This is a genomic window from Shewanella sp. BC20 (assembly GCF_003129585.1).
Classification (GTDB): domain Bacteria; phylum Pseudomonadota; class Gammaproteobacteria; order Enterobacterales; family Shewanellaceae; genus Shewanella; species Shewanella seohaensis.
This window is the reverse complement of sequence record NZ_NHRI01000016.1, coordinates 104,269-124,676: the sequence shown is the minus strand read 5'-3', so window position 1 is coordinate 124,676 and position 20,408 is coordinate 104,269. Positions and strand designations below refer to the sequence as shown.

General features: G+C 50.4%; 16 protein-coding genes. 7 read left to right on the top strand and 9 right to left on the bottom strand.

The features are described from left to right. Positions 1-168, top strand: a 168-nt coding sequence (locus tag CBX96_RS16390; protein WP_181382224.1) for a transposase, incomplete at its 5' end; no start/stop codon positions are given. A gap of 172 nt (positions 169-340) precedes the next feature. Here CBX96_RS16390 and CBX96_RS16385 read toward each other — a convergent pair. Next, the gene (locus CBX96_RS16385; protein ID WP_109287401.1) at positions 341-1,549 is read right to left on the bottom strand and encodes a YtjB family periplasmic protein; all 1,209 of its coding nucleotides are present in this window, start codon (positions 1,547-1,549) and stop codon (positions 341-343) included. A gap of 79 nt (positions 1,550-1,628) precedes the next feature. Between CBX96_RS16385 and serB the strand changes: the two genes are divergently transcribed. Both serB and CBX96_RS16375 read left to right on the top strand, forming a co-directional pair. Next, on the top strand, positions 1,629-2,621 hold the full coding sequence (gene serB, locus CBX96_RS16380) for a phosphoserine phosphatase SerB (protein WP_109287400.1): 993 nt from the start codon (positions 1,629-1,631) through the stop codon (positions 2,619-2,621). A gap of 82 nt (positions 2,622-2,703) precedes the next feature. After that, entirely contained in the window at positions 2,704-3,705 is a 1,002-nt protein-coding gene (locus CBX96_RS16375; protein ID WP_109287399.1) for an alpha/beta fold hydrolase, read from the top strand. 16 nt (positions 3,706-3,721) lie between these two features. Here CBX96_RS16375 and CBX96_RS16370 read toward each other — a convergent pair whose 3' ends face one another. Continuing rightward, the gene (locus CBX96_RS16370) at positions 3,722-6,094 is read right to left on the bottom strand and encodes a PilZ domain-containing protein (protein ID WP_109287398.1); all 2,373 of its coding nucleotides are present in this window, start codon (positions 6,092-6,094) and stop codon (positions 3,722-3,724) included. Between the two features lie 102 nt (positions 6,095-6,196). Here CBX96_RS16370 and radA point away from each other — a divergent pair, with 102 nt between their 5' ends. Continuing rightward, the gene (gene radA, locus CBX96_RS16365) at positions 6,197-7,561 is read left to right on the top strand and encodes a DNA repair protein RadA (protein WP_011621836.1); all 1,365 of its coding nucleotides are present in this window, start codon (positions 6,197-6,199) and stop codon (positions 7,559-7,561) included. A gap of 83 nt (positions 7,562-7,644) precedes the next feature. Here radA and CBX96_RS16360 read toward each other — a convergent pair whose 3' ends face one another. Then, on the bottom strand, positions 7,645-8,016 hold the full coding sequence (locus tag CBX96_RS16360; RefSeq protein ID WP_164717995.1) for a PilZ domain-containing protein: 372 nt from the start codon (positions 8,014-8,016) through the stop codon (positions 7,645-7,647). 200 nt (positions 8,017-8,216) lie between these two features. On the opposite strand from CBX96_RS16360, the gene torR reads away from it, so the two are divergent. After that, on the top strand, positions 8,217-8,927 hold the full coding sequence (gene torR / locus CBX96_RS16355) for a two-component system response regulator TorR (RefSeq protein WP_011625509.1): 711 nt from the start codon (positions 8,217-8,219) through the stop codon (positions 8,925-8,927). An 85-nt stretch (positions 8,928-9,012) separates the two neighbouring features. Here the strand turns inward: torR and torT are convergent, their stop codons facing one another. After that, a complete protein-coding gene (torT, locus tag CBX96_RS16350; protein WP_109287397.1) occupies positions 9,013-10,080 on the bottom strand; it encodes a TMAO reductase system periplasmic protein TorT in 1,068 nt (355 codons plus the stop codon). A gap of 56 nt (positions 10,081-10,136) precedes the next feature. Between torT and torS the strand changes: the two genes are divergently transcribed. Continuing rightward, positions 10,137-13,190, top strand: coding sequence for a TMAO reductase system sensor histidine kinase/response regulator TorS (gene torS, locus CBX96_RS16345; protein ID WP_109287396.1), 3,054 nt, complete (start codon positions 10,137-10,139; stop codon positions 13,188-13,190). Between the two features lie 286 nt (positions 13,191-13,476). Here torS and torD read toward each other — a convergent pair whose 3' ends face one another. The 4 genes from torD to torE all read right to left on the bottom strand — a co-directional run bounded on the left by torD (position 13,477) and on the right by torE (position 18,054). Continuing rightward, a complete protein-coding gene (torD, locus tag CBX96_RS16340) occupies positions 13,477-14,106 on the bottom strand; it encodes a molecular chaperone TorD (RefSeq protein ID WP_088585936.1) in 630 nt (209 codons plus the stop codon). Positions 14,107-14,173: 67 nt separating this feature from the next. Beyond that, positions 14,174-16,663: a trimethylamine-N-oxide reductase TorA gene (gene torA / locus CBX96_RS16335; RefSeq protein WP_109287395.1), complete on the bottom strand. Its 2,490-nt coding sequence runs from the start codon at positions 16,661-16,663 to the stop codon at positions 14,174-14,176. A 15-nt stretch (positions 16,664-16,678) separates the two neighbouring features. Further along, positions 16,679-17,857 (bottom strand): pentaheme c-type cytochrome TorC, encoded by a 1,179-nt coding sequence (gene torC / locus CBX96_RS16330; protein WP_011625513.1) that lies wholly within the window; start codon positions 17,855-17,857, stop codon positions 16,679-16,681. A 26-nt stretch (positions 17,858-17,883) separates the two neighbouring features. Beyond that, positions 17,884-18,054 (bottom strand): trimethylamine N-oxide reductase system protein TorE, encoded by a 171-nt coding sequence (gene torE, locus CBX96_RS16325; RefSeq protein ID WP_011621844.1) that lies wholly within the window; start codon positions 18,052-18,054, stop codon positions 17,884-17,886. A gap of 517 nt (positions 18,055-18,571) precedes the next feature. On the opposite strand from torE, the gene CBX96_RS16320 reads away from it, so the two are divergent. After that, positions 18,572-19,924 carry an NCS2 family permease gene (locus CBX96_RS16320; protein ID WP_011621845.1) on the top strand — a complete coding sequence of 451 codons (1,353 nt, stop codon included), beginning with the start codon at positions 18,572-18,574 and terminating at the stop codon, positions 19,922-19,924. A 25-nt stretch (positions 19,925-19,949) separates the two neighbouring features. Here CBX96_RS16320 and CBX96_RS16315 read toward each other — a convergent pair whose 3' ends face one another. Then, positions 19,950-20,381 (bottom strand): CBS domain-containing protein, encoded by a 432-nt coding sequence (locus tag CBX96_RS16315; RefSeq protein ID WP_109287394.1) that lies wholly within the window; start codon positions 20,379-20,381, stop codon positions 19,950-19,952. Positions 20,382-20,408: the final 27 nt, after the last annotated feature.

Genomic DNA, 20,408 nt, shown 5'->3' with positions numbered 1-20,408 from the left:
TTCAGTAAATTTCCTTACCTACGTAAGAATAAACTTTGGGGAAATCATTTTTGGCAGAGAGGATACTTCGTCGATTCGATTGGAATTAACGAGGAAATAATCCGTAGATACGTTAGGCATCAAGAGAAAGTAGAGCGGCAAGAGCAGGGTCAACTTGCTCTTGAATAAAGGCCCCCTTTTAGGGGGTTAAAACAAAGCCACCTTCTTCAGAAGGTGGATTCTTTACTGCCTCGTTATCTTCAAGTTCAATCGGTTTAGCAGTGTTGCAGGCTCTTAGATGGATAATTTTGTAAGGCGGCGCTAAACCCAAGATGCTTCAGTTTGAGCAGAGATGCCTCGATTAACCCGTAGAATCGGTATCTAAATCGCTTGGTTGAGCTGGGGCTTTCTCTGTGGTGGATTTCGCTGCATTGGTTTTCACTCGGCGCACCGATTTAACCTTAGATTTATTCGGCGCGGGCGTTGAGCTTGGCGCCTCGGTGACTGAAGTTTGTGCCGGCTGTGCTTTGGTATCCGTTTTAGACTGAGACTGAGGCGTTGGCTCAGATGATGACTCATCCTTTGTCTCTTTCTCTGGTTTTATCTCTGGTTTAGGCTCTGGCTTCGCATCAAGCGCTTTCTCTGCTGCTTGCTCTGATACGGGTTCTGGCGCAAGTGCAGCTTTTGTTTCTGCGCTTGTTTTGGCTTTCTTCGCTTTAGGTTCGGCAATGGCTTGGTTGCTGTCTTCATTCTGCGCCTTGCTTACGGCCGATTTCTCCAAGGGCGGAGTGTCTAGATCCTGTGCTTCTTTGCTTTCTCTTGCCTTTTTAGCTTCTGCCGGCTTTTGCACAGCCTCAGTGCCACTTGCGATAACGGCATCCTGCTGCGTATCTTGACTATCCGATGGCTTAGCTTCCTCGGCCGCTTCGGGGGCTTTTATGGCTTTATTCTTCTTAGGGTTTTTACGCAATTTGGCGCGGGTTCGACGGCGGTCAAAATCGGCGCGCTTAAAGGATAAGGCGCGGGATAACAACATACCGATAAGGCCAGCAACCAGCAGCATCATTTGCTGCTGCTCCATATTTAGGTTATGCGCTTCTTTGATTTCATTAAAAAATAGTTTGGTATCGAGTCTAACCTCGACATAGCCTAAATTTTTTCCATCTTGGATCACGGGTTCGACATAGGGCGGATATTTGCTCAGGAGCAAACTCATGTCTTCGGATTCGGGATCTAAGGCTTCATTGGTCAGGCTTTGGGCGAAGGCTAAGCGTATACCTTGGTCGCTGAAAATGGCCGCCGACATTACCTTAGGATCTTCGACTAAGGCACTGGCCAGCCATTGGAGTTGTTCATCGTTTTGCAATTGTAGGGCGGGCGCCGCGCTGTAGGCCGTTTGTTGTACCAGTAATCTAGCCATCTTTTGCGTTTGGGACTTTAGAAGCAGCTGACCTTGTAGTAGGCTTGTCTGCCACAATTGCACTAAGCCGACCATCAAGGTCAGGGCGATGGCGATTTGGAGCAGTCTACTGATTTTATGGCTTTTCTTTAGCCCTTTAAGATATAACACTTTGACCCTTAATAGTTAGAGCGCTTGCCTAATCATAATTGATTCTGAGTGAGCCCGATAGTTGGAGAATACGAGTCCTATGGAAAGCTTGAACCAAAATGCGCTGTTTGTATGGTTAGCTGCTAGCCCTTCACCTCGCTTTGAATATCAGGGGCTCAGTTTCGAGGCTTATCAGGAATCGTCTACGCGGCCATCCCAGAGCGGATTTGCTATGCGTCTGATTTACGAGGATTTAAGCATTGAAGACTCATTAGCGGCTTGGATTGTTTCTCTTGCTGAAAGCCTTAAATTAACCTCGCTCTCCATCGCACCTATTCGACGTCAAGTGGCGCTGCATTGCGTTGAATTAGCGTTTCCCGTGGAGCCGAGTGCCGAGCTGTTAGCCACCTGTCCATCACAGGTAGAGTTACACCTTATTCGTGGCCCATTACCTAAACTGAGCGAGCCCGGTTTATTGGTGATGGACATGGATTCTACCGCGATCCAAATTGAATGTATTGATGAACTTGCCGCGATGGCAGGAGTTGGCGAGCAAGTGGCGGCGATCACCGAGCGCGCGATGCAGGGCGAGCTGGATTTCGAGCAGAGTTTGCGCCAAAGGGTTGCCCAGCTCGAGGGTGCCGATGCCAAGATTATTCAAACCCTGTGTGACACTTTGCCACTGATGCCGGGCCTTGAGGCCATGCTGACCGAGCTTAAGTCGCACCATTGGCGCCTCGTTGTGGCCTCAGGCGGCTTTACGCCGTTCGTTGGTCACTTAAAACAGCTGTTGAATTTAGACGCAGCCTTTGCCAATGAATTAGTGATTGCGGACGGCAAGCTCGCGGGAACCGTCACGGGGAAAGTCGTCGATGCCCAGTTTAAGGCCGATGTGGTGAACCGTTGTAGCCAAGACTGGCAGATCCCTGTTGGGCAGCGTGTAGCCATCGGTGATGGTGCAAACGATATTCCTATGGTGCAGGCGGCGGACTTTGGGATAGCGTTCCATGCTAAGCCTAAACTTGCGGCGGCGGCTGATGCGCGGATCCGCAGTTTAGATCTGCGGGTATTGCCTTATCTGCTGCAGTATTAATTTATCCGCCGTTTTCGAGTCGTTAACATTAGAGTAATGACTCTTGTTTTTTGACGCTTAGCTGGTAGTTTAGTGTTCATTAATGGACTACCAGCGACTGACTTTGACTTCCCCTTCATCCCAACACTCGGCGCAAACGCCCGTACAAACTTCCCTCTATATTCCGTACCGAGATGGTCAACTGCACTTGCGCCAGTTGTTGCCTGCTAATGCGGATTTTTCAAAGCCTCCGATCTTGATGTTGCATGGTGCTATGTCCAATGGCCGGGTATTTTACAGCCAGAGTGGTCGAGGCTTAGGATGCTTTCTCGCTCAGGCGGGCTTTGTGGTTTATGTGCTGGATACGGCGGGTAGAGGTTTGAGTCTACCCAAAATTGCGCGTGGCTTTACTCTAGGGCAAGGCGAGGTGATCCGCGAGCAACTGCCATTAGTGCAGCAGCATATTTTGAAGATACATCAACAGCGTTGTCAGGAACAGGGAAAGCCGGTGCCATCGCAATTGCATTGGTGCGCGCATTCTTGGGGCGGCGTGTTGATGGCAAGCGCCTTAGCGCGTTACCCCGAATTGCAGCTGAGTGTACGTTCACTGCTAACCTTTGGCAGTAAACGCACGATTCGAGTGAAGTCCTTTAAAAAATGGTTGATGGTCGATGTGTTTTGGAATCGCCTTGCCCCGAGTTTAGCTGTGGGGCAAGGGTATCTCGCCGCCGATAAACTGCGTGTCGGCATGGATAACGAGAGCCGGGCCTCATTAACTCAAAGCATAGATTGGGTGCGTGGAGAGTGGCGTGACCATGACGATGGCTTCGATTATGGCAAGGCGGCGAAAGCGGCCAACTGGCCCGTCGCGTGGTTTATTGCTGGGCAAAACGACACTGTGCTTGGGCATCCCGAAGATGTCGCCGATATGATCTCTGAATGTGGTTTTCGCCAAGTGAAATACACTTTGCTCTCAAAGGCGAATGGCTTTAAACACGACTATGGTCATGCGGATATGCTGACCCATCTGGATGCGATGAGTGACCATTTTCCGCTGATCCGCGATTGGTATCTCGGGTTTGAATTGGCGGTGTTAAAAGACTAGGGCTATGTACCCTCGTTTATTTTTGCAGAGCAGGATAGCGCAGCTCCACCTCTTGGGTGATATCGAGTAGCTCACCTACACCGATAATCCGCCAGAGTTGTTCCTCGAGTTGTTTCGCCCTGTGGTTTGCGTGGATGTTGATGTATTCCAATTCGCGGCGCAGGTAACCCATATCCGGTTTCTCGGTTGCACCACGGTAAATCCGCAGCGCCATAAAGCGTCCCGCCAGTTTACTTTGGTTGATAAAGGCGATTTTGGCCTGCGCATCTCCAAGCTCGGTGGCGGGAACACATTTTAAATGGAATTGACCGCGGGACTGGCGGGTTAATTGGATAAATACCTCAATAAAATCCATATCCTGCTGCGGCTTCATTTGGCGGATAGGATCGAGAATGTCCCGTTTAAAGAATCCATCTTTTAGTAGCGGCGCGAGATTATATTGCAGGGTATCCGAGGAACCTGCGGCAAAAATATCGCTGATTTCATCATGCTCAGTGCTGACCCCTAAACAGGCGACCTGTGCCGATTTTGTTGTTTTTTCAACAAAGTAGGGGACCGAGTGCAGCTCGCGTAGCAGAATGTTTTTTAAACCATCGGCGAGCTCTTTTATCTCGCTATTGTTCTCGGTCAGCTGTTCGAGTTTTTCACGGTTATGGGCGATCAGTTTATTTAAAAACTCCACCCCAACGTGGGGCGTGTGACCCATGACCGCAGCTAAATGGAGCGTCACGCCATTTTTACGGGTACGCACTAGACGGTAGGGTAAATTATCCAGCTGAGTCTTACCGGCAATGGTCTGCAACTTAGGCAAACTGATCATTATTGGCTTGTTGGTGGCAAACTCAGTCGGATTATCCAGCGTCAGCTGCATACCTCGGCCTGAAATATCTAAGGTTATCCCCGTCGCTTTTAGGGCTCCCTGTGACACATTGACTAAGGTTTTGAAGGCAAAACGAGCCTCCTGTCGACGCTCACTAAATTGCATCGAAACTGGCTTGATTTGGTGTGCCGTTAGGCGCTGTTGGCCAAAGGCTTTGAGCGCATTGGCATTGCTGTCGTCCTGCCAGGCTTTGTAGCTGGCCCTTTCATCCTCATTGGTGAGGTCTATAAGTTGCAGCATATGGCTGAACTGGGACAATTGCTGCTCCACCAGCGGGCTGTACTTGGCATCATCCCCCGGCAAGGTCGCACGGCGATAACCTTTAGCATGGTAAATCTTATCTGGGATGAGTTTGAAAATCCGCCAGCTCGGTTTCGTTGAAGCAAAACCGAGGAATAAAGACGTCATGCCCTTGGCTTTTAATTCGGCTAAGGTGGCCGAGTAAAAATACAGTGAGCCTTGAGCGTTGTAGGTAAAGCTAAAAAACAATCCGTAATCGGGATTTTCGGGATGATTGACCAGCGCAGAGAGTCTTGCTGGCGTCAGCATGGCGGGCAACTGGCTGATATCATTCTCATCCTGAAAATAATGCACTATCTGCTGATTGTCGCGGCTTAGCAGCATATGGGTGATGGATTGGGACTGCTGATTGAGAAACAAAGGCAGATGTGGCAGATGCGGTAGGTAATGACGCTCGAATCCCAAGCCTGAGGCCGTCACTAAGACATCATTTACATCCAGCTTATAACGAAGTTTATAACCACGGATTAAGTTGCCCAGCATTTCACCTAAAGCATCGGTACCACCAATCCGGCGCAAGCGTAACCAAACGAATTCACCATTGGTTTGGCTATCGACAATCTGGTAATCGACCCCGAGTTGTAAATCGGGGTAGTAATATTCTTCACTCAGCTCGAGCAGTTTGACCTTAAGCGGCTTGTCGAGATCGAAGGGATGATTCGCCGCCATGCGAATGCGCGCACCGCCGACCGATAAATCGACGGTGATCCCCGGCATTTCAGTCCGTCCGGGTTGCGACACCGCAATGCGGATACTGTAATTCATCCGCTCTTCGGCGCGGTTAAAATAACTGCCGAGCACCACGCCGGGCACCATAAACGGCTCGGGCTCGACGCTATCGGTTTGTTGTGTTACCTGACGCAGTTTTTGTCGCCGCTGTTGATGGGCGGCGATGACATATTCATACACCCCTAAGGTGTACTTATTGCGGTATAGAGACATGGCCGCTTGCAGACTATGCTTGGCGGGCTCATCGAGAAAATGGCGCTGTTGGCCGAGCATGACTTCGGTGCAGGGCAACTCAGATTTGTCCCTAAGATCGATAATCCGGGTGCAGGGCGAAGCCAAACGATTCAACTCCATTTTCAACAGAAAACGGGTCGAATTGTTTTCATCGGCAGTCAGCTGCTGAAAAATCTCTTGGAAATTCGGTTCCATGAGTAGCGGCTTGAGCTGTTCTATGAGTGCATTATGGTTATCTAAACTCATGTAGGGTCTTTTCTAATGCTGATTTTATGCCGTGCTGTGTTAGTCTAATGTCGGCAGTATTCACAGTTACTTAAATTGATTTTATACAGATTTTAATAAGTTATGGCAAAGAATAAAACCGCGTACGTGTGCAATGAGTGTGGACAGGATTTTCCTCGCTGGCAAGGGCAGTGTAGTGCTTGTCAGGAGTGGAATACGATAACCGAAGTGCGCTTAGGCGCCGCCTCGCCCGGACGGGGAACTAAGTTTGCGGGTTATGCCGGTGCTGGTAGTAGCGAAGTCAAAACCTTAGACCAAATTGACCTCAATGCGTTACCACGGATTGTGAGCCATTTTGGTGAGCTCGACCGCGTGCTCGGGGGCGGTATAGTGCCAGGTTCCGCGATTCTGATTGGCGGTCATCCTGGTGCCGGTAAGAGTACGCTGTTGCTCCAAACCCTGTGCCATTTAGCCGAGCAAATGCCTGCGCTCTATGTGACGGGTGAGGAGTCCCTGCAGCAAGTCGCTATGCGCGCCCATCGCTTAGGGTTGCCGACCAATAAACTGCGGATGTTATCCGAGACCAGTGTGGAGCAGATCTGCGAAGTCGCCCTGCAAGAATCGCCAAAAGTCATCGTCGTCGACTCTATTCAAGTCATGCACATGAGCGATGTAGCATCTAGCCCCGGCAGTGTGTCACAGGTGCGTGAATCGGCCTCCTATTTAACTCGCTTTGCCAAGCAAAACGGCATTGCCGTGATTATGGTCGGCCATGTGACCAAAGACGGCAGTCTAGCAGGACCTAAAGTGCTTGAGCACTGTATCGATTGTTCTGTGATGTTTGAAGGGGATAGCGACAGCCGTTATCGCACCTTGCGCTCCCACAAGAACCGTTTCGGGGCGATTAACGAGTTAGGCGTATTCGCCATGACCGAGCGTGGTTTGAAGGAAGTGGCTAACCCTTCGGCGATTTTCCTCTCCCGCGGTGAGGAAGAATCCTCTGGCTCCTTAGTGATGGTGGTGTGGGAAGGTACGCGTCCCCTGCTGGTAGAACTTCAGGTGCTGGTGGACAATTCGGCGATGTCGAACCCACGCCGCGTTGCTGTGGGCATGGATGCAAACCGTTTAGCCATGTTACTGGCAGTGATGCATCGCCATGGTGGGTTACAAATGTCGGATCAGGATGTGTTTGTCAACGTCGTTGGCGGGGTTAAAGTGACGGAAACCAGTGCCGACTTAACCTTGCTGCTGGCCATGGTATCGAGTTTCCGTGGCGATATTTTACCGAGCGATTTAGTGGTATTTGGTGAAGTGGGCTTATCTGGGGAAATTCGCCCAGTGCCCAATGGTCAAGAACGTTTAGTTGAAGCCGCCAAACATGGCTTTAAGCGGGCGATTGTTCCCCGTGCGAATGTGCCGAAAAAGCCGCCAGCGGGCATGGAAGTGGTGGGCGTGGCAAAATTATCCGAAGCCCTCGAAGCGATATAATCAGTAAAACAAAAACAGCGCCTAATGGCGCTGTTTTTTATGGTGTTATCGGCGGTGAAGCCTGTGTCGCGCTGAGCTTTCGCTTAATCGGCGCTGTTGTGTTTTTCGATAAATAGCGCTAATTCACGATTCAGTATCGACGCATCGCCTAGGTTCAGCTCAACGATGCGTTTGAGGTGGCTGATGCTGTCAACATCGATAAAGTTACACTTTAAACCCAGTTGCTGGTTGCGTTGATGCACTAACTCGGTTTCCATTTGCAGCTCAATATCCGAGCCCGGCAAGGTAAAACTGAGGGTGATAGGCTCACTTGAATGGCTAAATCCGGCAGGTTCGTCCACCAGTGCGCCATTTAAGCTGAGGTCGAGTATGGTGGTTTGCCACTGTTTATCGCCTTGGTGTACCGATGCGCTAGCGGCAAAGAGGATCCGCGAGAACTTTCGTCTTTCATCAATCACTACTTCTTTATTGTTCATAGTTTGTTAGTGCTCACCCCAATCAATATGCCTAAGCATATGTCATATTGATGTTACTGTAAAAGTTCGGCAGTTTTTTGTGCGAGAAAGTAACGGAGATCGCATATTTTACCTTTTCCTCATATGCAAATATGAAAAAGTATGAATAATTCAGTTAAGCAAAATAAGAGATGTAGAACATGGCCTATAGTGTGCTCGTTGTCGATGATGAAGCGGTTATTCGTGCTCGATTGAAAGGGTATTTTGAAAAAGAAGGTTACCGCGTTGTCGAGGCGGCCGATGGCGAGCAGATGTGGCACGAGTTTAATCGTCAACATATTGATTTAATTATGTTAGACATTAACCTGCCCGGAGTAGATGGTTTAAGCTTAACCCGCGAGTTACGTAGCCGCTCCCATGTGGGGATTATCTTAGTCTCGGGCCGTGATGAATCGATTGATAAAATCGTTGGCCTTGAGATGGGCGCCGATGATTATGTGACTAAGCCCTTCGAGCTGCGGGAGCTATTAGTTAGGGTTAAAAACCTACTGTGGCGGATTTCTCTGGTAAAACAAGCCGAACAAGCGCTGGTGCAGGAATTATCCGAGCCCGATGATGTGATGAGTTTTGAAGGCTATCGGCTTGAATTAAACAGCCGTAAGCTGCGCCAAGGGGAGGAGCTTATCAAACTCACTAAGGCCGAATTTGAGTTGTTAACCGCCTTTGCTTTACATCCGCAGCAGGTACTTTCCCGCGAGCGCTTAATGCAGCAAACCAGTCATCGCAATCAGGATGTGAATGACAGAACCATAGATGTCATCATCCGCCGCCTGCGTAATAAGCTTAATCCCGAACTCTTTGTTACTGTCCATGGTGAGGGCTATTTGTTTGCCGCTAAGGTGGATGACTAATCGCTAACTTAATTCCCTAACTTAAGCGCCATATTTAAGCCCTATGCCCTATGTTAAGTGCTGAGTTAATCGCTTTGTTAAGCACTCAGGGGCGCACTTGATACAGGGGATAAAAATCCGCTTCGGCGAGACTAAAGCTAAGATCCGATAAGGTATTTTGTGAGGTCGTGCGCTCAACGATAGCAGGACCTATATCGCCAAAAGGCGCGGCGCCTTCGAGTTGTTTTACCGTGACATCGATGGCGAGTTTGCCCTGTAACACGACCAAGTCATCATTGCTGTAGACCACTTTTTGTCGTTTTAAGCCGCGCAGAATCGCAGGGGATAAGTAACTGCTCACCAGCTTGATGTCTTGCGTCAGCTGTTTTTGTTTGAGGGTGCTAACGGCGGCTTCTATCGCCACCGCACTGCCGAGAATATAGTCGGGGCGCTGGGCCTTAAGCAGTATCTGTAATTGATCGCGGTAGAGATTGCGATTGTTATCTGCATGCTGAATCGCACTGATGCTGACATTGCTGCCCTCGAGGGCATGACGAATGCCTTGTTCGACTAAATCAGTGCCGCCTAGGTTTTCAGGACCCGCTAAGAGGGCTAAGGTGGTCGGCTGGGTGGGCGTATGTGCTTTGGCATCCGCCTTAATAAAATTGCCCGCACTTAGCCCCATTTGATACCAGTTAACGCCGATATGGGTCTGCACTTGTTCAGCATTGAGTTTATTCACTAGTGCGAGCACGGGTTTAGTTAGTGGCTCTGGAAACTGTTCGAGCAGATTGGGACTCACGGCGCCAAGCAAAATCGCGTCGTAATCTCCCTTCATGCAGGCGCTTAATTGCTCGAGTTGTTTATCCTGATGGTAATAGCTGCCCGCTTCGAACAGATCCAGCGACACACCGAGGTGTTTCGCCTGTTGGATCAACCCGTAGTCGATGCCAATCCAATAGGCATCCTTAAGGTGAGGCACTAAGGCACAAATGCGCCAAGCCTGTTGTGCTTTAGTCAGGGGATGATAATTAAGTGCCTGCGCCTGTTGAATGTTGGCATTAAAGGGAAGGCGCTGCTCTAATGGCCAAGTTTGACTGTTGGCGCCTGCTGCCGATAAACAAAACAGGCCAAAGGTGGTGAGTGTGAGCAAAGCTTGCCAAAATTTTCCCATTGTCCCGTATCATCCACTGTGATTATCTCGGATGCATTGTAACAGAAGGAATAAGCGTGGCGCCTTTATCTTTATCGCGAAGTAGTTTAACCGGCAGACTCATGCTCGCCTTCGGTGTGCTTGGGGTATTGCTGTTACTACTGGTTAGCTTAGGTAGCCTGAGTTTGCATTGGCTCAAACAGGCCGACAGCTACCTGTATGAAGAATCCTTACCCGCCTCTCAAGCCGCGCGCCAATTAGTACAGGCCTCTAATGCCTTATCCGATGGCGTGACCCAGTTAGGTCAAGTGGAGGACGAGCGGCAACGGGAATTTATCGGCCGTAAACTCAGCCTTGAAAGCGCCACAATGTTAAATAGCATCAAAGTGTTACTGACACTGGATGTGAACGAAGATAATCATTTATCCGTATTAGCTGGGCAAATCATCGAGCAATTAACCTTACTGGGTAAGAGTGTAGGCCAGCGCATCACTCTGGGCGATGAGTTACAGCTCAGAGCCCGCGAATTATCGGTTGCCGCAGGCCGCGCCTCTGAATTATTACAATCCGAATTGGCGGTTGTCGACTCGGCGATTTTGGCAAAACTCAGCCAAGCCTATCCAGATATGGCGGGGGATAAACGCAGTGGTCAATTGCTCGATGATGTGATTGAGCGAGAGTTAGATGTGCAGGAGCAGCTCAACCGTGCGCTCAAGTTAGTGCATCAAATTGCGCTGCTCAGTCAGTTATTTGAGGCATCCGAACTACAGTCCGAACTGCAATTGAGTGTTCCCCGTTTATTGGCCACCTTTGCCAGCACTGCACCGGCGCACCCCATGGCACAGAATCATCCAAATCATCCAAAACAAGGGACGGCTATCGAGCTGGCAACCACTGAGGCGCCAGCGGCAGAGGTGGGTATCGATTTAATGGCGCTCACCACAGTGGCTGAGCTTATCCGCGACCCTGGCAGGCTCAATGCGCTAAAGGCGGAGCTGGCTATCCTTCTTCATACCCCAAAAATCATTAAATTACAGCGAGAACTGAGCCAAAGCCTACAGCGCCAACAGCGGCAGCAGCAGGAGTTAGCGGAAAAACTCTATAGCCTCAACACGCTGGTGGACAGTGCGCTTAATCAACAGCAACAGCGGGCAGAGCTGGCCCGCAGTGATTATTTAATGCAGTTGTCTTACGCCCGTTTGGGGCTGTGGGGCACGGGCATATTAATGTTGGTTATCATGGCGGTCGTGGTCTATCGAGTGATCTATCGCGGCATTGCCTTGAGGTTAAATCAGGCGACCGAGGCCATGTCGCGCTTAAGTTTAGGGGACACCAATGTGAGCCTTGATGCCCACGGCGACGATGAGTTGACCGCTATGGCCAATGCCATCGAGGCATTTAAGCGAAAAACCGCCCACAATTTGAAATTACAGACGGATTTACGCCAGGTCGCCGATGAGCTGACCGAGCATAAAAAGGCCCTCGAACAAACCGTGGCCAGGCGCACGCAGGAATTGGCCGAAGCCAACCTGCGCCTCGATGCGGAGGCCAAAGGCCATGCTAAGGCAAGAATTATTGCCGAGGAGGCGAGTCAGGCAAAATCCCAATTCTTGGCGACCATGAGCCATGAAATCCGCACTCCGCTCAACGGTTTACTCGGGACGCTTACCTTACTCGGCCATAGTCAGTTACCGCCCGCGCAGCAACAGATGCTCGCGCTGTCGCAATACAGCGGCACGCTGTTGCAAACCGTGCTGAGCGATATTCTCGACTTCTCCCGCCTCGAGCAGGGCAATTTAACCAATGAGCCGCGGCCAACGGATATCAACGCCTTGCTCGATGAAGTGCTGGCGATTATGGTGGCGGGCGCCAATTTGGCGGGATTGAGCCTAAGGCTGAATCGTCCCCAGTTACCCGCGTGTATTCAGATCGATGGCCCTAAGCTGAGACAAGTGCTGTTTAACTTGATTGGTAACGGCATTAAATTCACCCCCGAAGGCGGCGTGAGTCTCAATGTTAGCGTACGAGGCGATAAGTTAGCCTTTGTGGTGGCCGATACCGGCGTGGGGATTGCCCCCGAGGTGCGCGAGCAATTATTTATGCCTTACTGCGTATTGCCTAATCAGGGGCGCAGCCGTGGGACAGGCTTAGGGCTTGCCATCTGCAAACAGTTAGTTGAACTGATGGATGCACAGGGGCCGGGCATTTGGGTCAAGAGCGAGCCTGGCAAGGGCAGTGAGTTTGGTTTTGAGCTGAGCTTTACCCAATGTGATAGGGCATTAGATACGCAAACTCAGGTGCAAAAACGGGTTAATCCCCAACGGGTGTTAGTGATTGAAGACAACAAGGTCAATGCCATGGTCGCGCAGGGATTTTTGGCGCATTTAGGCCACAGTTCCAGCTTGGCTATCAGTTGTCAGCAGGCGCTGGCGCATGTGAGTGGCGATAAGGCATTCGATGCCGTGATGCTCGATATTCAGCTGAGTGATGGCTCGGGACTCATGCTATTACCCCAGTTAAAGGCGTTATTCGCCAATGACAAGGTGAAGTTTGCCGCCTTTACCGCGCAGATGCAGACGGAGGATCTTAGCCTCTATCGGGAGGCTGGGTTTGATACTGTGTTGGCTAAACCCTTGAGCCTGCAAACCCTGACAGAATGGTTAGGTGTTGCGCGTGTGCCAGCTTCACTACCAGCTTCACTAAGTGAGTCATCGCCGCACTCGGCACAATCGCTTCAATCGGTGAATAAGGCTGAGCCGACCTGCCATAACCATCAAGCTGAAACCTTGTTAGATCTTAACCAGTTACAGCAAGATCTTGAGGTCTTAGGTGTGAAAGCCGTGAGTGATATGTTAGCGCTCTATCGAACATCCAGTACTGAGCAAATGGAGCAACTCTCGGCGCTAAGCTCTGTGGCGCATATCAGCGAGGGCGCAAAACTATTGCACGCGCTTAAGGGCAGCAGTGCCAGCATGGGGCTAAAAGCACTGACTCAGTGCTGTCAGCAGTGGGAGAAAGCACTCAACACCACAGGGGAAAATGGATTGGATAGCAAGGCGGTGGCTGAATTAACCGCCTGCTGGCAGGCGTCGATAACAGCGCTTGAGCAGTGGCTCGCAACACAGGGCTAGCAACACAGGATTAGCAACACAGGATTAGCAGTTAAGGATTCGCGACAGGACGTTAACGCTATAAGTGAGTCGTCCTTTCCTGCTCGTATTTCTGCCTAACTAATGCAAATCGAAGAATAAAAAGCGGCTCCCATGGGAGCCGCTTTTGTTAACTTATTTCAGGACAAGACATGAGCCATCAACTTGAGTCTTAATGCGACTCTGGTTTAACGCTACTCGGGTTTAACGCTACTCAGGTTTAACGCTACTTGGGTTTAACGCTACTCGGGCTTTAGGCTGGTGGCGATCAATGCATTGCCTGTTCTAACTGCTGTTTATCTTGCTGCACCCAAGCGAGGGTGAGTGTGGCGAGAGCACTGTAAAAGCCATTGCTGTGCTTGCTATCGCACTCAACGACCTTGGCGACAAACTTTGATAACCATGAATCTATACAAGCGTTTAGGAAGCTTAACTGGGCAGCATCTTCACTGTGGCAAGCTAAGTGTCCCATATAGGCGAGGATCACGGCTAAGTGATCGGCAGGTTCAGGGAAGTGACTCTGCACTTGCAGTTTGCTCTGGTGTAAAAACTCGCTCATTTGTTGATGCTGCTGCCCAAATAGCAAGGGTTCTTCCTCGGGGCTCAAGTACAGGCTGGCATAGGGCGAGGCGCTGTGTTTTGTGCCTACGAGGAATAAACCGCAATAATCGGCGGCAAGTTCGAGCAAGGCTTCATCGCTCGTTAAGCCATTCAGTACCTTCTGTATGCTGACGACTGGCGCACTAAACTCGGGCGCATAACCCAGTTGTGTCCAGAATTGCTGCGCTTGCTCACTGGTGAGTTGCTTAAGGCGCTGCTCATCAATTTCACGGGCAAACAGAGAAGACAGCAGCTGATACACTAAGGCTCTGGCATGATTGATATCGACGTTGCTCATCGCATGTTCCTCAAGAATAACAGTGGAATGCGCCTAGTTGACTAGGCGCATCGCCTTGTGGGCTCGGTTAGATTTCGACTTCGATAGGACCATCGAAGGAGCTGACCTTAGGGACTTTGCCTTGGTATTTCTCAAACTCGACCAGACAAGTATAGGCTGAGCAGGCTTGAGCCAACTTAGAGGTGCCAATGTCTAAGGTCAGAGTATTCGGGTCGCCATAGCTACACAGGGCACCGATTTCGGCGCCGCCTTCAACGCTGCCATCTTTACCCACTGGGCCATACCATGCGCCTTCATGAATTCGCACTACACCTTTAGGGAAGCGATCCGATACCACTGCGCCCGCTAACAGTTGGCCACGGTCGTTAAAGACACGCACTATATCGCCATCTTTAATGCCGCGCGCTTTGGCATCCACAGGGCTGATATAGATGGGTTCGCGGCCATTGACTGTGTAGGTTTCGCGGTATTCTTTCGACTCACACATCTGTGAGTGCAGACGTTTATCCGGGTGGCAAGATTGTAACCACACAGGGTATTTGTCCGAACCCGGGCCACCATGGCTACGCTCGGCTTTTTCCATCCAAATTGGATGGCCTTGGCAGTCGTCATAACCGAACTGTTCAATCTTACGGCTGAAGATTTCAATTAAGCCAGACGGCGTACCTAATGGATTGATTTCAGGATCGTTTCTAAAGTCGGCGTGGCGTGTCCACAGTTCGCCATCACCAAAGTGCACATAACCTTGCTTCCAGAAGGTGGCAAAATCTGGCATCTCATACTTACCCGCGTTCGCGGCTTTACACTCGTTATAGAGGGTTTCTATCCACTCCATTTCGCTCATATTACGGGTGTATTCTTTCTCTTTACCCATCAATGCGGCAAAGCGAGTGAAGATTTCAAAGTCTGACAAACTCTCAAACAGCGGCTCCACCATCTTCTGCATCGCCAAAATACCGCGGTTAGCATAGGCGCCGTATACGTCGATATCGTTGCGCTCATAGGTGGTGCAGGCGGGCAGCACTATGTCGGAGAAGCGGCAAGTCGCCGTCCAGTTCACATCGATAGTGACCACGCATTCCAGTTTATGGAAGGCTTGCTTCATGCGGTTGCGGTCTTGATGGTGGTTCCATGGGTTATTACCCGAGAAAATCATCATCTTAATATCGGGATACACCACTTTCGAACCGTTGGCATCAATGGTTTTGCCGGGCTCGAGAATAGCATCGATCCAACGGGCGACGGGAATCGTGCTGCTCGCGCCTTTAAAGTCGGTGCTATCGAACAGGGGTTTTTGGTTCTCGTCTAAGTTACGTGGGAAGGCGCCGGGCGCCGCCGCATTGGTTGCAGGCACACCAATACTGGAGTAGTGGTGACCATAGCTGATGCCGCCGCCGGGTAAGCCAATTTGACCTATCATGGTCGCGAGGACTGCGGCCATCCAGTAAGGTTGCTCACCGTGTTGTTGGCGCTGAATACACCAACCCATCATGATTTGAGTGCGGCCCTTAACTAAGGTTTTCGCCAGATCGCGAATGATGTGTGGCTCAACCCCGCAGATTGGCGCTGCCCACTCTGGCGTTTTGGCGATACCGTCTTTAGTGCCCATCACGTAAGGCACAAACTCTTCAAAGCCTAAGCTGTAGCCTTGGATGAATTTATCATCGTAAAGCTTTTGGCTGATCATCTCATGGGCGATGGCCAGCATCAGCGTCACGTCAGTCTGTGGGTTAACATACAACTGCTCACAGCCAAGGTAGGCCTGAGTTTTGGTGACAACAGGGTCGATGCTGATCACGCGGATCTTGCCCTGTTTAACCTTCTCTTTTAGCTGAGCGAGGTAAGCGAAGGCCTCATGGGTTTCGGCGTTCCAACCCACTTGCAGGTTTTTATATGGATCGTTTGACCAGAGCACAATAGTGTTGCTGTTTTCTAAGATCAGCGGCCAAGAGGTGCCTTGGGCATACACTTCGGTTGAACCTAACACATAGGGCAGAATGGTTTGGCCTGCACCGGTGGAGTAGTCACCGATTTTCTTCACATAGTTGCCGTGCATCCCCACCGCCCGCTGCATATGGCTGGTGCTGGAATGCAGTTGCCCGGTGGCGCGCCAGCCGGTTTGCCCCGCGTGTAAGCCCGATGGACCGTACTTGGTTTGGACTTCATCGAGTGAGTGTTTAAACAGCTTTAATGCTTTATCCCAAGTCACGCGAACGAAGCGGAAATCTCCCCGTTGCTGGGTATTGCTCTTATGGCCTTTGAGTAAAAAGTCTAAGCGAACCATAGGGTAACGCACGCGGGATGGGTTGTAGACCATACCGCGGATACCGTTAATCATGTCCGTTGGATATTTATCTAAATCGAAGGCTTTGACTTCGGCAATCACACCGTTTTTACGTTTGATTTTAAAGGCGCCAAAGTGTGAGCCCGTGGTCAGCCACTCGTCTTCATTTAAGCCCGTGCTGGCCAGCGCATTTAAGGGCGCTAACACTGAGCTGCCACCTAAAGCAACGAAAGAGGTTGAGGCTAAGCCTTTTAAAAAGTCTCTTCTGTTCATGGTATTACTCCCGAATTAGTGCTCTTTTTTCACGAAGGTTGACGAATGTTCCTGCAGGTATTTCTGCACCAGCGCTTGGGTGTCTTGGTCCATGTTCACGAAGGCCAACATGCCTTGGAACATGCCTGGCCAGGTATTGGCATCGAAATGCGCTTCATCTGGCTGGGTGTGGCACACGCTACAGCTTGAGCGGAACGTATCGCGGGCATAGCCCCAGAGTGGTTGCAGCTCGGTGAGCAGGTAATCCTTATCGGTCCAGATTTGGGCTTCAACCCGTTGCCATTTCAGGCCTGTCATTGGGTCTTCTTTCTCTTCAAAGGTTTGGATAACACCTTCGGTTTCGGCGGCATCTTTGCTTAACTGCGCCGACAGAATGTTTACGCCAAAGTCCATGTAGATCACGCGGCCTGCGCCGATTTTCTTACGCCAGCCATCGATGCCAATTTTGATGCGCTTACCTTGGGTTTCGAGCACTTTGACTTTAGTGGCTACGTTTAAGGTACCGGCTTCAACGTCACCTTTTTCACTAAAGAACAGTGGCTTAGTCAGGGCGCTGTAGTAGGTTTGGTTGGTTTCGACTGAGCTGACGCCAGCGCCCACTTCGGCGATGAGTTCGGGTGCCCGGGCCGTGCCCATTTCAGGTAAATGGTGGGCAATACCTTTGTGGCAATCGATACAGCTTTGGTCGATTTCGGCGGCGCGTTTCATCTGTTTTTGCGCCAGTGGTGACATGCTTTCCCACTTCATCGAGTTGTAGTTGTGGCAGTTTTTACAGGCCAGAGAATTGTCGCGATCGAAACGTTTCCATTCGCGGCTCGCCATTTCGAGGCGCTTAGCTTCAAATTTTTCAGGGGTGTTGACCGTGTTGAATAACCAGCCCCAGACATCGTGGGAAGCTTCCATCTTACGGGCAATCTTACGGCTCCAGTTGTGGGGCACGTGACAGTCGGGGCAGGTGGCGCGCACGCCTGAGTGATTCGACCAATGCACAGTTTCCTGTAACTCTTGGTAAGGCTTGCTTTCCATACTGTGGCAGCTGATACAGAAGGCTTCGGTGTTGGTGGCTTCCAGTGCGGTGTTAAATCCGCCCCAGAAGATGATGCCCATGATAAAAGCACTGATGCTGACAGCGCCTAAGGTGAGAGCTTTAGTGGGTTTGTTTAGTGTGCGCCAGAGGTTGGTTAACCACTTCATAATAGCGTCCTCAAAGTATCAGTGAATTAGTGGCCGACAACGCCGCCGAAGGCTTGGATCATCCAAATGATGAAACCGTAGAGACTGATCCCCGCGACAGTCAGTGCGGGAAAGAGTATGAAAATGATGAATCCCAGCGCCTTTAACTCATTGCTGCGTGAGGACTTATCCGATGTTTGCATAGTGGGCTTTGTCATTGGGAAGAGCTCCGTTCGAAAGCGATTTTTGATGGGAGCACTATAAAGGGGAGATGTGAATGGACTTGCCTGCAGGGATGAATGGGCTTTGACAATATATGAAAAATTATGAAAATTTTAAAAAGCCGATGACTTTTTGTTTTACTGACAGAGAGTTAATCTAATTTCTGTGATCTAACTCGGCAGTTTGCTGTGCGGTTTAGGCGTTTTTTTAAACACTGATTTTGAATTTTTTCGCTAATTATTTACTGAAGTGCAGGCGAGGTCTTAGCTATCTGGCGGCGTTTACAGTATTATCCGCGCCCAACAAAGGCTGCGTTTGTCTAGTTGAAGCCATTTTAACGATGCAAAGCGTCATTGCTTGCAGATCATTGATTTTTCCCGATGTAGGAGAATGATGTGGATCTCTCACCCAAGTCATTGGATTTGGGGCTCTAATCTGCCGCAGCCAGCGTCGCCAATGGTTAAGCCAATTGGTATCGACCCTATTTTAAGAGATCACAAGGTATAACAAGATATGTCTGAGCAATTGAGTTCAACAGCCGTACCCTCAGGTTCGTTTCTGGACCGTTATTTTTCAATTCAACAACGTGGTAGCACAGTTCGCCAAGAAGTGATTGCAGGGTTAACCACCTTCCTCGCTATGGTGTACTCAGTGATTGTGGTACCCAATATGTTAGGCAAAGCGGGATTCGATCCCGGCGCCGTGTTCGTCGCCACCTGTTTAATTGCCTCCTTTGGCTCGCTACTGATGGGACTCTGGGCAAATCTACCCATGGCCATTGGTTGTGCGATTTCACTCACCGCCTTTACCGCCTTCGGTTTAGTGTTAGGTCAGGGCATGAGTATCCCTGTGACCTTGGGCGCTATCTTTTGGATGGGCGTGATTTTTACCGTCGTGAGTGTCACGGGCGTGCGTCAATGGGTGCTGGCTAACCTACCCAAGGGGATTGCCCATGGTACAGGTATCGGTATTGGCTTGTTTTTACTCTTAATTGCCACTAACAGTGTGCAGTTGATTGTGGCCAATGACGCGGGTCTGCCAGTGAAGTTAGGCGACATTAACAGCCTGCCCGTTATCGCCACCGTACTAGGCTTAGCGGCCACTATCGGTTTAGAGCGTCGCGGTGTACCCGGCGGGATTTTACTGGTGATTATTGGCCTATCCCTGTTTGGTTTAGTGTTTGATCCAAGCGTGACATTCCAAGGTTTCTTCGCCGTGCCTGATTTTACCTCTGAGCACTCGCTGATTGGCCAAATGGATATTATGGGCGCCTTGAATCCTGTGGTATTACCGATTGTACTGGCGCTGGTGATGACGGCGATTTTTGATGCCACGGGCACCATCCGCGCGGTAGCAGGGCAAGCCAATCTGCTGGATAAAGACGATAATATCGTCGGCGGTGGCAAGGCATTAACGTCAGATTCTGTCAGCAGCATGTTTGCGGGGATCGTTGGTGGCGCTCCTGCTGCCGTGTATATCGAATCGGCAGCGGGTACTGCGGCGGGCGGTAAGACAGGTTTAACCGCGACCATAGTGGGCGGATTATTCCTGCTGATGGTGTTTTTAGCGCCGCTCAGCTATTTAGTGCCAGCCTATGCTACGGCGCCTGCGCTGATGTATGTGGGGCTATTGATGCTCAGCAATGTGACTAAGTTGGACTTTAACGACAAGGTCGATGCGATGGCGGGATTAACCTGCGCCGTATTCATCATCCTCAGCTGTAACATTGTGACGGGTATTATGCTTGGCTTTGTGACCTTAGTGGTTGGCCGCATTTTTAGCGGTGAAATCCGTCAGCTTAAGTTAGGCGTGCTCGCCATTACGCTGGGTCTTGTGGCCTTCTATATGGGCGGCTGGGCGATCTAGTTTATAAAGTTGAAAGCGAGTGCCGTTAGCACTCGCTTTCATTGACCTCATTGTGTTCACAATAGGCTCGCAGTAAATCCTTCCAAGTCACTATCCCGACCAAATCGCCATTATCGAGCACGGGCAAACAGCCAATATTGTGTTCTAGTAGGATGTGCGTCGCAGCATCGAGCGACACATGCGGCGCAACGGTAACGGGATTACGGGTCATCACCTGATGGACGCGTTTTTGTAGGGTTTCGAGATCCTTAGCTGTTTCGGCACTGCTGCCTAGATTCGGGCTGATGGCACGCAGTAAGTCGCGCTCCGACAATACCCCTTCGAGTTTATATTCATCCACCACCAGCAGATGGTGGAAGTTTGCCTGATCGAAAATATCCTTCGCCACGGTTAAGCGATCGTCCATTTCGACCGTGACGACTCGGGTACGCATAATATCGGCGATAATGATCGGCATGATAAACCCCTTCCTAGGACGTGTATC

Excerpts from the sequence above, each read along its gene's own strand:
- serB (WP_109287400.1), top strand. The coding sequence starts at position 1,629 with ATGGAAAGCTTGAACCAAAATGCGCTGTTTGTATGGTTAGCTGCTAGC.
- CBX96_RS16375 (WP_109287399.1), top strand. The coding sequence starts at position 2,704 with ATGGACTACCAGCGACTGACTTTGACTTCCCCTTCATCCCAACACTCG.
- CBX96_RS16370 (WP_109287398.1), bottom strand. The coding sequence starts at position 6,094 with ATGAGTTTAGATAACCATAATGCACTCATAGAACAGCTCAAGCCGCTA.
- radA (WP_011621836.1), top strand. The coding sequence starts at position 6,197 with ATGGCAAAGAATAAAACCGCGTACGTGTGCAATGAGTGTGGACAGGAT.
- torR (WP_011625509.1), top strand. The coding sequence starts at position 8,217 with ATGGCCTATAGTGTGCTCGTTGTCGATGATGAAGCGGTTATTCGTGCT.
- torT (WP_109287397.1), bottom strand. The coding sequence starts at position 10,080 with ATGGGAAAATTTTGGCAAGCTTTGCTCACACTCACCACCTTTGGCCTG.
- torD (WP_088585936.1), bottom strand. The coding sequence starts at position 14,106 with ATGAGCAACGTCGATATCAATCATGCCAGAGCCTTAGTGTATCAGCTG.
- torA (WP_109287395.1), bottom strand. The coding sequence starts at position 16,663 with ATGAACAGAAGAGACTTTTTAAAAGGCTTAGCCTCAACCTCTTTCGTT.
- torC (WP_011625513.1), bottom strand. The coding sequence starts at position 17,857 with ATGAAGTGGTTAACCAACCTCTGGCGCACACTAAACAAACCCACTAAA.
- torE (WP_011621844.1), bottom strand. The coding sequence starts at position 18,054 with ATGACAAAGCCCACTATGCAAACATCGGATAAGTCCTCACGCAGCAAT.
- CBX96_RS16320 (WP_011621845.1), top strand. The coding sequence starts at position 18,572 with ATGTCTGAGCAATTGAGTTCAACAGCCGTACCCTCAGGTTCGTTTCTG.
- CBX96_RS16315 (WP_109287394.1), bottom strand. The coding sequence starts at position 20,381 with ATGCCGATCATTATCGCCGATATTATGCGTACCCGAGTCGTCACGGTC.